Raw genomic sequence first — 12,753 nt, 5'->3', positions numbered from 1 at the left:
AAGTATGAGTACATCCACAAGTTTGGTGGCCTCACGGGCCGCTACCTGGGCGGTTGCCGCCCGAATCCTCGTTCCAGCAATATGGCTGGGAATGATTATTGGAATTTCCTTCATCGAAGCACCGCTGAAGTTCACCGCGCCGGGAATCACCATCCCCTTGGGCTTAGGAATTGGCCGATTAGTCTTCACCGCCATGAACGCGGTAGAAATATTACTCTTTGTCTGCTGGCTAGCAGGAAGCTTTAAACGCCACATGGACCGTGCCTGGTGGTGGATCGTGGGAATTGTTGGATTCTTGTTGCTGCTTAAAGCGACAGTGATCCGCCCCGGACTCTCGGTACGCACCGATGCGGTGCTGGCCGGTAATTCCGATGGCGGATCACTGTGGCACTACGCCTATATCGGCGTAGAAGGTGTGCTCACACTAACGCTGGTGATCGCGTTAGTGTTCGCGTGCAAGCGTTGGGTCAGTATTAGCCCACGCTAGCCAGCTGGCAGGAGTCCGCGGTGAGCTGGACCGACTTCAAGCGATCCTCTTCGTGCAACGGGCTATGCACGGTAATGAGTTCGTCAGCCTGAGCATTGACCGCAAATTCCTGCAGATATTCGGCGACCTGTTCGCCGGTACCGATGGCTGTGTAGCGCATCATGTCCAAGATCTGCTCGGCCTGCGGGGTAGTCATCACCATATCGAGCTCTGCCTCGGTGAATTCCTTCTTGGCGTTACGGCCTAAGAAGGATGACACACGTTGGCGTTCGGCCTGCACCTTCAGTTCGTGAGCTTCAGCTGCACTATCCGCAGCGATCACACCCACTCCGGCGATCACATACGGTTCGGCCAGCTGAGCCGACGGCTTGAACTGCTCGCGGTAGGTCTTGATCGCCTGATGCAGTGCCGCCGGGGCGAAGTGCGAGGCGAAGGAATATGGCAAGCCAAACTGCGCGGCGAGCTGTGCGCCAAATAAAGATGAGCCCAAAATATAGAGTGGAACGTTAGTTCCGGCGCCAGGGATTGCCTGCACCGTTGGAACCCGCGATTCGCCAGCCAAGTAGGCCTGAAGCTCAAGCACATCGTGTGGGAATGAATCGGAGGCCGACGGTTCGCGGCGTAGCGCACGCAAGGTGGTCATATCCGTACCCGGGGCACGGCCCAGACCTAGATCAATGCGATCTCCGAAGATCTCTGCCAAGGTGCCAAATTGTTCGGCGATCACTAAGGGGGAGTGGTTCGGGAGCATCACACCGCCAGAGCCCAAGCGAATTTTTTCGGTGTGGTGGGCTACGTGACTGATTAGTAGCGAGGTCGCGCTGGAGGCGATGGTTGGCATGTTGTGGTGTTCGGCGTACCAAACACGTTCATAACCGGTGCGTTCGGCAAGCTGCGCAAGTCGTACCGATGATTTAAATGAGTCGGAGATGGTGCTGTTAGGAGCAACCGGGGCAAGATCAAGAATCGAAAGCTTCACATCTGATACAACCCAGCTAATAGCGGGAGTATTCCGTGAATCAAGGTTAACGTGAAAACGTCGCCTTCCCAGATGATTCTGGGGAGGCGACGTTAACGCTAAAGTCTGTAGGCTATTCGCCGTAGAACTTTAGAGTCCGCGGATGTCCGCTGCCTGAAGACCCTTAGGGCCCTCAACTACTTCGAACTCAACCTTCTGGCCCTCTTCCAAGGAGCGGAAGCCCTCGGTCTGGATGGCGGAGAAGTGAGCAAAGACGTCAGGATCTCCGCTGTCTGGAGCGATGAATCCGAAGCCTTTTTCAGCGTTAAACCATTTGACGATACCGGTTGCCATTATATTATTTGGTCCTTTCAGACGTTCCTCACCGTTTCTTATCGGTGAGCTTGGTTGTAATCCACGTGAGACCTTGAAACCGAAATTTCTCCATCTAACGAAGCAGCCAAGTCATTCACTTCACGTCTAGAAGGGGTTCGCGCCAACCATGCGGATCGACATTCACAAACTTCTAAAGGGTTCTTCGCGAATTACTTTGGAACTACACTGCCTAGCCTACGTCGAGTTTCGCAACTTTTGAATAACTTTGACCTAATTAATCAAGATTTTCAAAAAGTGTCTTAATTCGTTCACCGAGTAGCGGGTTTGATGATTCGAGCTACCACGATTGCGGCGGCCAACGCTAAGACCGCAGCGATGCTCGAGGTAATGAGCACACCATTGTCAAAAGCGTGGGCTGCGGAGGCCAAAAGTTCTTGTGCTTGGCTGGCTGGTAACCCCTGAGCAATTTGATGTGCTCCGCTCAAAGTTTCGCCAGCTAAGTGGACTTCAGCGTCGGTGAGGATCTCTGGCACCCGCAATTGAGCCGCGTACACGGTATTGAGGATCGTTCCGAGCACGGCCACGCCGAGCACCGCACCAACCTCATACGCGGTCTCGGAGATCGCCGAGGCGGCCCCGGACTTCGCCGCGGGCACTGCACTGAGCACCATGTCGTTGGACAAGGTCTCGGACATGCCAACACCGATACCCAAGATGCAGAACGCCACCATGAGCCAGAAGACATCTCCCGAAGATCCTGCAAAGACCACCAAAGCGTAGGCAAGCGCAGAGAGAAGCAGACCGCCGACCATAATGCCCGGCGCGCCGAAGCGTGCGGCCAGCGGCACCGAGAGTAAACCGAAGGCCATGGTCAGCACGAGCCCGGGAGTCATCAGCAGGCCCGCCTCAAGCGGACTATATCCGGCGATCAGTTGCAGGTGTTGGGACACAAAGTAAATGAAACCGACCAGGGAGAAGACTCCGATGAGGTTCACCGTCAACGCGCCGGAGAACACGCCATTCGAAAAGAGTCGCACGTCAATCATCGGGTTTGCTAAGACCAGTTGCCTGCGGACAAAGGTAATTCCGCTGACGATTGCCAACGACAACGCACCGACCGCGATGTAGAGAGGTTCGGTAGTGAAGGATTTAACCGCGTAAACAAATGGCAGCAGAGTGAAGATCACTAAGACAATCGACCATGGATCAACACGCCCGGGGTTGGGATCCTTGGATTCGGGCAGGAGCAAGAGTCCGCCAACAAGCAGCGGAAGTAGCATCGGGACGGCTAGTAGGAAGACCGAACCCCACCAGAAGTGTTCCAGTAAGATCCCGCCAACGATAGGACCGAGCACGGCACCGCCGGAAAAGGCGCTCGCCCAGATGGCAATCGCCGTGCGGCGCTCTTTCGCATCAGGAAAGATATTGCGGATCAGCGAGAGTGTGGCAGGCATGAGCATGGCGCCGAAGACGCCCAAGAGTGCGCGTGCCAACACGAGCTGGAACGCGTCGGTAGCAAAGGCGGCTAGCGCGGAGACGAGTGCAAAGCCGGTGGCACCAATCAAAAGGACTTTTCGTCGGCCAATCCGGTCACCTAAAAATCCCATGGGTACTAGCAGTCCCGCGAGGATCAATGGATAAATATCAATGATCCATAACAGCTGCGCCCCGGTCGGGGACAAGGCAGCCGAGATAGCGGGAACTGCGAATGACAGTACGGTGTTGTCCACTGAGACTAGGAGTACTGGAAAAAGTAGTACTGCTAGAGCGGCCCAGCGGCGCGAACGACTCAGCGTGGAGATGCGTTCGGTGATCTGTGAGCTCATGGGATTGGCCTTCATAAATTGCGTGTTGAGTGAGGATGAGTTGTTCCTCGTTCATAACTATACCGTCCGGTTGGTACAGTTACTAATGAATGTAAGGTTAAATCCGTCACCGTCTTACGAAGGAGTTCAATGGCTCGCCCACCAGCGGCACGCAACAAATGCCTCGATGCCTATATTTCGCTGCTCTGCGAAGAAGGTGAACGTGCCGCAACCTTGGAAGCCACGGCAAGTCGAGCAGGAGTCTCCAAGGGTGGACTGCTGTATCACTTCGCCTCAAAGGAGGCGCTGGCCGTCGGGGTGATCGAATCAACCGAAGAGCATGTTCAATTGGACCTGGCCCGCATGAGTGAAGTGCCAGAAGGTGCGTCGGTTTATTACGTGCAAACCTCCGCAGAAGTTGATACCGAATTGGACCGGCATTTAGTGGCGGTACAACGCCTTGCCCAAGCAGGTGTCTCCAGCGCCTCGGAGATGTTAAAAGACGTGCACTCGCGGTGGTTCCAGCTGATCTTGGACGAGGTTGGTGACCAGTCGATAGCCCATTTAGTGATCCTGATTGGTGAAGGACTCTATGCTCATTTAGCCACGCCCGACTCGTGGTATCAGAGTACTTTTGATGGTCGGCTCCAAGAATTACTAGACTTAGTTCCGCAACTCAAAAAGTTGAAGCAACTCAACGAATAATCTCGCAGGGACGTGTCACATGGCCACAGATGGCGCAAATAAACGACTCAAAGGTCGTATCGGAGCGCTACTTGGCATTCTGCTGATGGCGTTGTCGCTGCGCGCGGCGGTCGTCTCGGTGCCACCATTATTGGCCCGCATTCAAGAAGACATCGAATTCACCGAATTCACCACGGGCCTGCTGGCCATGCTGGCCCCCATCTCCTTTGCAGTTTTCGGACTACTCACCCCGCGGCTGATCCGCTTATGGGGCTTAGAACGAACTCTCATTATCTCCGTGGCCTTAGCCGTGGTTGGTCAGTTGGCACGTCCATTTATGCCAAATGTTTACCCGTTCTTGGCGCTTTCCATCGTCACTCTGGCCGGTTACGGTATGGGCAACGTAGTACTGCCGCCGTTGGTCAAAAAGTACTTTCCGGATCGTATCGGCGTGGTCACCAGCGGATACGTCACGATGATTGCCATCGGCACCTGGCTGGCCCCGCAATTTTCGGTTCCTTTCGCCAATATCGGAAACTGGAAAACGTCCATCGGTTCTTGGGCGCTACTGTCTTCCATCGTGCTGATTCCCTGGATCATGCAGCTATTTGCTGACCGCCGTGTGCAGCGCCCCGAGACTCAACTGCCAGTGGTGGGTGGGCACGAAATTGTGCGGATCAACCCATGGAAATCCAATGTGGCCTGGGGGCTGGCGATCTTCCTTGCGGGTAACTCCGCACAGACCTACGTCTACTTCACCTGGCTGCCCCCGTATCTTCACGCCCAGGGGCTCAGCGAAGCCAGCAGCGGCAATATGCTGGCGCTGTTCGCGATCCTTGGACTTCCAGTTAGCTTGCTGGTTCCGCTGTGGGTCCCGCGCTTAAAAAACCCGATCATTGCAGTGGGTGTTTTTACCGCCTGCTGGATCGTGGGCCACTTAGGGATTTACCTTTCACCAACCTCTGGAACCTGGTTCTGGGTCTCCATGGCAGGGCTTGGGCAGGGAACCTTTGCGATCGCCTTGTTGATGATGAATCTGCGCTCGCGCACCACCTACGGTTCGGGGGTACTCTCCGGTTTTGCTCAAGGTTTAGGCTACGCCGGTGCAGCGGTTGTACCGATGCTCTTTGGCATAGTGCAGCAGGCCAGCGGCTCCTGGGGCGTGGCCTTCTCGATGCTAGGCGTATGCATCGTGGTGATGTTGGTGGGCGCAATCATCATCAACCCGCCACGCACCATCGAGGACACGGCTCCCGGTGCCGAGGGCGAGGGTAGGCTAGAACGCGTTCAATAGCAATACCTAGAAGTGTCGCTGTGGCCCGTCATGCGGGGGAGCGCTCGGACTGGCGCGATACCAATGTCCGGCAGCCAGCGGAATCCGCCAGCCAAACTTCAACGAGGCCAGACGGATGGCGAAGGTGAGCGCCGCAATAGCCACCACAACCACTGGATTGAAAAGCTCCAGGCTCCAGAACACTGCGGTGAGCGTGCCGCCGAACATCGCGGCAATCGCGTAGATATCGCGCGGGTTGAACAAATCAGGGGTGACGTTTGAAATTACGTCACGTAAGAGGCCACCGCCGACCCCGGAGATGACTCCAAGCAGTACCGCAGTCACCGGGTTGAAGTTATGCTGGAGCGCCTTCATGGTGCCAGTGACACAGAACAGGCCTAACCCAGCCGCGTCAAAGACCAGCACCAAACGGTGAAGTTTTTGAATAGCCGGCGTAAAACCGTAGACCAATAACGCGGCGAGTACCGGGGGCGCAAAATATATCGGGTGCGCAAACGTTGCGGGGGATTCGTTGAGGATCAAATCGCGCACCACGCCACCACCTAAGCCGGTGACGCCGCCCAGAAACAGCGAACCGAGGATGTCGAAACCGCGGCGCGCAGCCATCAGTGACCCGGCGACCGCAAAAAAGAAGATGCCAACGAGATCGAAGACAATGAGCATGGAAGTAGCCCTCAGCGAGTTGAAATGGAAACAGCAGAGCTAATTATGCTCGGAACTACTGTGCTCGAATAATTGTCGAAAGTTTTACTAAGGTATTCAGGTTTCGAGTGGTGATCAGATACTTGCGAGACTCAGCGGCCACCAATTTTGCTACCGGAGTGTCAAGACTTTGGCCTTTAGGACTCACCCAGCATAGTGCTCGACCGCGCAGGGCAGTCTGCTGTACCGAATCCAGCGCCATCGCCGCAAGATGAAGCTGGTGGGCATCTTCCTGACTGGAGCACAGGCTAAGGTACCGGTGGTACTCATGATTGGCATCCGGTAGTTGAACCGGGAAGTCCCCAGCGAGCTCATGGACGTCGGCCGCGGTGAATACCAGACAGGGAATCGCACGAGAATAATGTTGAGCCAACAGTGCTTCGCATTGCTCACGAAGCACCGACGCATTATCGTGTGGTGCTTCAAGGATCGCATTGCCACTGGCGAGCACCGTTTTTACCTGGCTGTATCCAGCATCGCTGAGCAGCGCAGCAAGATCTTTCATCAGAATCTTGACCCCACCGACGTTTACTCCGCGTAAAAACAGCACAAATTTAGCCATAACTCCATCCAAGCGCACCGTGTTATGGCTTGTCGAGGGTCGTTCTGAGCAGAATATGTGACTAGTATCTAACACATGCCTCAGCACATGCCTTATGGATCCTGGCCGTCAACTATCTCAGCCACGCAAGTAGCCGCCGGCACTAAACCTTTGGGCGCCGCCTGTTTCTTCGGCGACAAACTCATTGTGCAAGAAGGCCTGCCTTCCGAGGGTGGTCGAATGACCCTGGTGGAGTATGACCGTCACAGCCAAAGTGAGGGGCGAACCCTCATTGATGCTCCCTATAACGTGCGTTCGCGAGTCCACGAATACGGCGGCGCTAGCTGGCTGCTGTTAGCTGGGGATGTTCCTGCAGTAGTCTTCGCGAACTTCAGTGATCAGCGAGTATATTTGCAGCTGTTAGCAGACCAAACTCCCATTGCCTTGACCCCGCAGAGCATGGTCGACTCGGACCCCACACTGCGTTTCGCCGAATTTGTTCCCGGTCCGGCAGGGCATGTCTTGGCGATTATGGAAGATCTACGCGGTGAACCTGTCCGCCATATCGTGGAAATTCCTCTTGATGGCAGTGCTAGCGAAGATCTCGCAGTGATTCGACTGCTCAGTTCTCCGGCGCGCTTTGTTGCCGGGCCACGGCTTAGCCCGAACGGTGAGCAGCTAACCTGGATCAGCTGGGAACACCCGAATATGCCTTGGGACAGCACAGAACTTCACCTCGCAGAATATTCCACGCAGGGGTTCTTGCAAGACACGGTCATTGCCGGAGGCCCAGAAATTTCGGTACTGCAGCCCGAATGGGCTGATGATGACCGGCTGGCATTTATCTCAGACTCCTCTGGTTGGTGGAATCCTTACACCTACCAGCTCAGCTCGGGACGTACCGTCCGGCTGGTGGACCGTGCCGCAGAATTTGCCGGCCCACTATGGCAGGTAGGTACCGGATGGTACCTAAGCCAAAATCCACAGACATTGCTCTGCTCCTATGGAACCGGAACTACTAAGCTCGCACGGGTTCACACCACCACCGGCGGATTAGAGGATCTAGATTTGCCTTTTGCCCGGGTGCGCCCGCTGGATCTAGACGGCAACTGGTTGTTGGCCCGGACGTCATCGTTGACCAATGGAGAAGAAATCTCCTTGATCAATATCGAAACTCTAGAGCACAGCTGTGTGACCCGATCTATCGAGCAACTCCCAGATCCGCAAATGCTTCCGGAGGTCGAAGAATTTGAGTGTGTTAATGAGGCAGGCCAAGCGGTGCACGCACTGCTCTACAAGCCTCGCCAAGTTGGCTACGCCGGGCTTGAGGGAGAACTCCCACCGTATGTAACCTTCGTTCATGGTGGACCTACCAGTCAGGCCGTGGCTACGTTGAGCACCTCCATTGCCTACTACACGTCACGCGGTATCGGTGTGGTGGATGTGAACTACGGTGGCTCCACCGGATACGGACGTAACTACCGTAATCGACTACGCGGCGCGTGGGGTGTAGTTGATGTTGCCGATACCGTCACGGTAATCAAGGCGCTCATCAACCGGGGACTGGCAGATCCGCAGCGGATCGGTATTGAAGGCGGGAGCGCTGGCGGGTGGACCGTGCTGTGTGCTCTGACATTCTCCGACGTGTTTACCGCTGGGATCAGTCGTTATGGTGTCTCGGACTTAGTGGGACTTGTTCAAGATACCCATGACTTCGAATCCCAGTACATGTTCTCGCTTGTCGGTCCGTATCCGGAGGCGGCTGACCTCTACGAGAAGCGGGCTCCGATCAATCATGTGGAGAAGATTTCCTGCCCGGTGTTGCTCTTGCAAGGTGACGAGGACAAGGTGGTACCGCCAGCACAATCACAAGTGGTCGCCGACGCGTTAGCAAAACGTGGAATCCCACACGCCTACATCCTGTTTGCTGGCGAGCAGCACGGCTTCCGTCAGTCGGTAAACATCATCAAGGCATTGGAAAGTTCATTGGCTTTCTACGCGCAAATCTTCGAATTTGAGACGGATGTTCCCGACATTACGCTGAGTTAGTCCTCGGTGTCCAACCAAGAGGAGCGCAGGCGATCCATTTCGCGGCGGTCCTTCTTGGTGGGGCGTCCGGCTCCTCTGTCCCGTATGGGAACTTGCGGGACGACTACCTTTTCACGCGGCGGAGTATGGTCTAGATAGCATTTAACCGCTACCGGGGCACCGACACGTTTGGAAATGAGCCCGGTGACTTCCAACTCCCGGTCCCAACCGTCTTTGCGTACACGGATGCGATCCCCAGGAACAACAATTTGGGAGGCTTTGACCGGATCCCCGTTAAGCCGAACATGTCCAGCACGGCAGGCAGTCGTAGCGGCCGAACGCGTTTTATAGATACGCACGGCCCAAAGCCACGCATCGAGACGGACCTTACCGCGAGTGGGAATTTCGACCATGATTCAAAAGTCTAGATCACCGCAGGGTTAGTTACCTGCCGCGTTGGAATCCTCGCAGGCATTAACTAGCCGATCCTGCAGTGCACGCGGGGCATGATCCCCGGCGTTCGCTAGCTCGTTGAGAATATCAATCATGGATTGTGGCAAGCCACCACCCTCGACCGAAGTAATGATGGAACCAAGTACACGTAACTCTCCGGCGTCAATGGTCCCGTCCTGAATTGGAGCGCACGCTTGGCGCACCATTTCCTTCGCGGCAGCATCGGTTAGCTGTGTGGCGGCTGACGACGCGGTGTCCTCTAAAACGGAACAACCTGCGGTCAACACGGCGAGCGACGATACGGCAAGTATCGCAGCAGTTTTTCGAATAGTTACACTCCCCATAGTCACCAAGTCTAACGTCCAAGTTTTAGGATCAGCTGGGTGTCAACCGAGTCGATCATCTGAAGAATAAGCCGTGTGAGGCACAATGGTTCGGTGAGTAGCACAGAGCAAAGAATCCTTGAACAGCTGGCCATCGAACTATCTGGCGACAGCAAAGTAGCTATCTGGCAGGTCAAAGCCGCCGTTGAACTTTTGGACTCCGGATCCACCGTTCCCTTCATCGCCAGATACCGTAAAGAAATCACGGGAATGCTCTCCGATACCCAACTGCGTCTTCTCGAAGAGCGACTGCGCTACCTGCGTGAACTCGAAGAACGCCGCGTGACCGTCCGCGAAGCAATTACCGAGGTCGGAAAACTCACCGACGAACTCGATTCAGCCATTACCGCTGCGGTGACCAAGGCCGAATTGGAAGACATCTATCTTCCATTCAAATCGAAGCGTCGCACCAAGGCTCAGATTGCGCGAGAAGCGGGTCTGGAACCCCTGGCGGATCTGCTCTTAGCCAACCCCAACACCGATCCGCAGGTTGCGGCGGGGGAGTACCTGAACGCCGAGGCTGGTTTTGCTACCGAGCTAGATGCGCTCTCCGGTGCGCGCTCAATTGTGACCGAACGAGTCTCGCAAGATATCGTGCTGGCATCAGAGTTGCGTGAGCGACTGTGGAAAACCGGCCGGGTCGGTGCCAGCCCCGCAGCTACTGCGACCGCGGAGGCTCAAGGAAAGTACAAGGACTACTTGGACTATGTGGCGACGCTTGATTCGTTGCCCTCACACCGGGTGCTCGCGCTACTACGTGGTGAACGTGATGGGGTGCTGAAGCTGCAGTTTGCCGAGGCTGACCCACGTGATGACCAAGCCTTAGCGCAAGCTCGTGCCGGGTACGAGAACGCTATCGCCGCGTCCTTGGGCATCAGCACCGGTGGTGATGCGCCGGCAGCAAGCTGGCTACAGCAGACGGTACGTCTAGCTTGGAAAGCCCGTTTACTAACCCGTTTTGAATCAGATCTTCGGGCTCGCCTCTTTGAAGCTGCCGAGGATGAATCGGTCAAGATCTTTGCTGCTAATCTTCGCGATGTCCTGTTGGCTGCGCCGGCCGGAAACAAGGCAGTTCTGGGTCTTGACCCGGGACTGCGTACCGGGGTGAAGGTGGCAGTGGTGGACCTGACCGGCAAGGTCGTGGACATTGCCACAATCTACCCGCATGCACCTGCGAACAAATGGGACGAATCGGTTAAGACGCTCACCCAGCTGGCGCAGAAACATGGCACCTCGCTGATTGCCGTGGGTAATGGCACCGCCGGTCGTGAAACCGACCGTTTGGCGGCAGAAGTGATCAAGGCCCTGGGCGGTAAAGAGCTCTCCAAGGTCATCGTTTCCGAGGCAGGTGCCTCGGTGTACTCGGCTTCCGAACTTGCTAGCCAAGAATTGCCAGATCTAGATGTCTCAATCCGCGGAGCAGTATCTATCGCCCGCCGCCTACAAGACCCTCTCGCAGAGCTAGTGAAAATTGATCCAAAATCCATTGGAGTGGGTCAGTACCAGCACGATGTGAGTGCCACAAAGCTTGACCGGGCACTGGATGCCGTGGTTGAAGACTGTGTGAACGCGGTGGGTGTTGATGTTAACACCGCTTCCCCGGCACTGCTTTCACGTGTGGCCGGTGTAGGCCCACTATTGAGCAGAAACATTGTGGACCACCGTAATGCTAACGGTGCTTTTGCTACACGCCGCGAGCTGCTGAAGGTTCCGCGCTTGGGCGCCAAAGCCTATGAGCAGTGTGCCGGGTTCTTGCGCATCACCGGGGGTAAGGAAAAACTCGATGCGTCCTCGGTTCACCCGGAGGCATATGCGCTGGCCAAGAGTTTGCAGCAGGCGGCAGAGAGCCGTGGGAGACGGTTAGAAGAATTAGATCCAGCGGAATTTACCACCGAACAATTCGGTGAACCGACCATCCGCGATGTGATTGCAGAACTACGCCGTCCCGCTCGTGACCCACGCGGCGAATTTGTGACCGCTGCGCTGCGTGAAGGCGTAGAGAAACTCTCCGATGTGCTGCCTGGGATGATCATGGAAGGTACAGTCTCCAACGTGGCGGCCTTCGGTGCCTTTGTTGATTTGGGTGTGCACCAGGACGGACTGATCCATGTCTCGGCAATGAGCACCAAGTTCATTTCGGATCCGCGCGAAGTGGTCAGCTCGGGACAGATAGTCAAGGTCAAGGTCCTTGAAGTTGATGCTGCGCGTAAGCGAATTTCTTTGACCCTGCGTTTGGATGACGAATTGCCCGGAGAGAAAACTGTCTCGGAGCAGCCAAAAGCTCGCACCGGACAACGGCCCAATGCTGGAGTGAAGACTCGTGGGGACCGCGCCCCAAAGGCCGGACGCCAGGCAGAGCCGGCACCGAGCGGAAACACCGCGATGGCTGAAGCGTTGCGACGTGCGGGGTTGGGAAAGTAAGTCCAGAAAATCTGTTCGGTTGCCCTAACCTTGGTTAGCATCGGCTCAATTAACTACTGGTCAACTCAAAAGTGTTCGCTAATTACTCTGCTAATTAGTGTGTCCGAACTTCGATGACAAGTAGGAAAATGAGTCGTAGTCTTTAGTCATGGAACTTACAGGAAAACTTGCAGAAGCCTTCAACACTCAGTTAACTCTCGAATTGACCGCTGCGACCGTTTACCGTCAGCTGGCAGTGGAGATGGATGTCATGAGCCTTTCCGGCATTGCCGGCTGGTTCCGTGCACAGGCAGCCGAAGAAATCGTGCACGCGGAAAAGTTCATGACTCATATGACTGACCGTGACGCACACCCAACCATCGGTGAGCAGCCAGCACCACAGATGAACGTCAAAACCGTTGCTGACGCCTTCGCAGTGTCTTTGGCACACGAACGGAAAGTTTCGGAAGCAATCCGTGAACTGTACCGACTGGCACAGACCGAGGGTGACATCGATTCAATCCCGATGCTGAACTGGTTTATCGAGGAACAGGTCGAAGAAGAGGCCACCGTATCCGAGATTCTGGACCGCCTGAAGCTTGTCGGAGATGACGGAAGCGGCATCCTGCGACTGGACCGTGAGCTAGGAACACGCCAGTCGGCAGGCGAATAAAACCACAAG

13 protein-coding genes are annotated in these 12,753 nt (G+C 55.6%); 6 read left to right on the top strand and 7 right to left on the bottom strand.

Annotated elements, in window-relative coordinates:
- Nucleotides 1-4 precede the first annotated feature (4 nt).
- Entirely contained in the window at nt 5-487 is a 483-nt protein-coding gene (locus tag ACX5K5_RS13135) for a hypothetical protein (RefSeq protein ID WP_459174501.1), read from the top strand.
- Here the strand turns inward: ACX5K5_RS13135 and ACX5K5_RS13130 are convergent.
- The 3 genes from ACX5K5_RS13130 to ACX5K5_RS13120 form a co-directional block, all read right to left on the bottom strand.
- Nucleotides 474-1,466: an LLM class flavin-dependent oxidoreductase gene (locus tag ACX5K5_RS13130; protein ID WP_096255689.1), complete on the bottom strand. Its 993-nt coding sequence runs from the start codon at nt 1,464-1,466 to the stop codon at nt 474-476. The genes ACX5K5_RS13135 and ACX5K5_RS13130 overlap by 14 nt on opposite strands.
- Before the next feature lie 129 nt (nt 1,467-1,595).
- Complete coding sequence (locus ACX5K5_RS13125) at nt 1,596-1,799, bottom strand: cold-shock protein (protein WP_096255687.1); 204 nt, start codon at nt 1,797-1,799, stop codon at nt 1,596-1,598.
- 290 nt (nt 1,800-2,089) lie between these two features.
- On the bottom strand, nt 2,090-3,607 hold the full coding sequence (locus tag ACX5K5_RS13120; protein ID WP_188682957.1) for an MFS transporter: 1,518 nt from the start codon (nt 3,605-3,607) through the stop codon (nt 2,090-2,092).
- A gap of 129 nt (nt 3,608-3,736) precedes the next feature.
- On the opposite strand from ACX5K5_RS13120, the gene ACX5K5_RS13115 reads away from it, so the two are divergent.
- Both ACX5K5_RS13115 and ACX5K5_RS13110 read left to right on the top strand, forming a co-directional pair.
- Entirely contained in the window at nt 3,737-4,291 is a 555-nt protein-coding gene (locus ACX5K5_RS13115) for a TetR/AcrR family transcriptional regulator (protein ID WP_096255684.1), read from the top strand.
- Between the two features lie 19 nt (nt 4,292-4,310).
- Nucleotides 4,311-5,564: an MFS transporter gene (locus tag ACX5K5_RS13110; protein WP_459174500.1), complete on the top strand. Its 1,254-nt coding sequence runs from the start codon at nt 4,311-4,313 to the stop codon at nt 5,562-5,564.
- Between the two features lie 6 nt (nt 5,565-5,570).
- Here ACX5K5_RS13110 and ACX5K5_RS13105 read toward each other — a convergent pair whose 3' ends face one another.
- Complete coding sequence (locus tag ACX5K5_RS13105; RefSeq protein WP_188682953.1) at nt 5,571-6,227, bottom strand: trimeric intracellular cation channel family protein; 657 nt, start codon at nt 6,225-6,227, stop codon at nt 5,571-5,573.
- Between the two features lie 55 nt (nt 6,228-6,282).
- Nucleotides 6,283-6,828 (bottom strand): DUF1697 domain-containing protein, encoded by a 546-nt coding sequence (locus ACX5K5_RS13100; RefSeq protein ID WP_459174499.1) that lies wholly within the window; start codon nt 6,826-6,828, stop codon nt 6,283-6,285.
- 75 nt (nt 6,829-6,903) lie between these two features.
- Here ACX5K5_RS13100 and ACX5K5_RS13095 point away from each other — a divergent pair, with 75 nt between their 5' ends.
- Complete coding sequence (locus ACX5K5_RS13095; protein WP_459174498.1) at nt 6,904-8,856, top strand: S9 family peptidase; 1,953 nt, start codon at nt 6,904-6,906, stop codon at nt 8,854-8,856.
- Here the strand turns inward: ACX5K5_RS13095 and ACX5K5_RS13090 are convergent.
- Nucleotides 8,853-9,248, bottom strand: coding sequence for an Hsp15 family ribosome-associated heat shock protein (locus tag ACX5K5_RS13090; protein WP_324091426.1), 396 nt, complete (start codon nt 9,246-9,248; stop codon nt 8,853-8,855). The genes ACX5K5_RS13095 and ACX5K5_RS13090 overlap by 4 nt on opposite strands.
- Nucleotides 9,249-9,275: 27 nt before the next feature.
- Nucleotides 9,276-9,632, bottom strand: a complete 357-nt coding sequence (locus ACX5K5_RS13085; RefSeq protein WP_096255673.1) for a hypothetical protein — start codon at nt 9,630-9,632, stop codon at nt 9,276-9,278.
- 93 nt (nt 9,633-9,725) lie between these two features.
- Between ACX5K5_RS13085 and ACX5K5_RS13080 the strand changes: the two genes are divergently transcribed.
- Both ACX5K5_RS13080 and ACX5K5_RS13075 read left to right on the top strand, forming a co-directional pair.
- The gene (locus tag ACX5K5_RS13080) at nt 9,726-12,092 is read left to right on the top strand and encodes a Tex family protein (protein WP_443446930.1); all 2,367 of its coding nucleotides are present in this window, start codon (nt 9,726-9,728) and stop codon (nt 12,090-12,092) included.
- Nucleotides 12,093-12,240: 148 nt separating this feature from the next.
- Nucleotides 12,241-12,744, top strand: a complete 504-nt coding sequence (locus tag ACX5K5_RS13075; RefSeq protein ID WP_096255672.1) for a ferritin — start codon at nt 12,241-12,243, stop codon at nt 12,742-12,744.
- The last annotated feature ends 9 nt before the right edge of the window (nt 12,745-12,753 follow it).

The sequence above is a fragment of the Glutamicibacter bergerei genome, assembly GCF_054495185.1.
Note: the sequence above shows the minus strand (reverse complement) of the source record. Positions and strands in the feature narration are given on the sequence as shown.

Bases quoted from the DNA above. Each gene is read 5' to 3' on its own strand.
- ACX5K5_RS13105 (WP_188682953.1), bottom strand. From the start codon at position 6,227: ATGCTCATTGTCTTCGATCTCGTTGGCATCTTCTTTTTTGCGGTCGCC.
- ACX5K5_RS13115 (WP_096255684.1), top strand. From the start codon at position 3,737: ATGGCTCGCCCACCAGCGGCACGCAACAAATGCCTCGATGCCTATATT.
- ACX5K5_RS13090 (WP_324091426.1), bottom strand. From the start codon at position 9,248: ATGGTCGAAATTCCCACTCGCGGTAAGGTCCGTCTCGATGCGTGGCTT.
- ACX5K5_RS13110 (WP_459174500.1), top strand. From the start codon at position 4,311: ATGGCCACAGATGGCGCAAATAAACGACTCAAAGGTCGTATCGGAGCG.
- ACX5K5_RS13095 (WP_459174498.1), top strand. From the start codon at position 6,904: ATGCCTCAGCACATGCCTTATGGATCCTGGCCGTCAACTATCTCAGCC.
- ACX5K5_RS13135 (WP_459174501.1), top strand. From the start codon at position 5: ATGAGTACATCCACAAGTTTGGTGGCCTCACGGGCCGCTACCTGGGCG.
- ACX5K5_RS13125 (WP_096255687.1), bottom strand. From the start codon at position 1,799: ATGGCAACCGGTATCGTCAAATGGTTTAACGCTGAAAAAGGCTTCGGA.
- ACX5K5_RS13100 (WP_459174499.1), bottom strand. From the start codon at position 6,828: ATGGCTAAATTTGTGCTGTTTTTACGCGGAGTAAACGTCGGTGGGGTC.
- ACX5K5_RS13075 (WP_096255672.1), top strand. From the start codon at position 12,241: ATGGAACTTACAGGAAAACTTGCAGAAGCCTTCAACACTCAGTTAACT.
- ACX5K5_RS13120 (WP_188682957.1), bottom strand. From the start codon at position 3,607: ATGAGCTCACAGATCACCGAACGCATCTCCACGCTGAGTCGTTCGCGC.
- ACX5K5_RS13085 (WP_096255673.1), bottom strand. From the start codon at position 9,632: ATGGGGAGTGTAACTATTCGAAAAACTGCTGCGATACTTGCCGTATCG.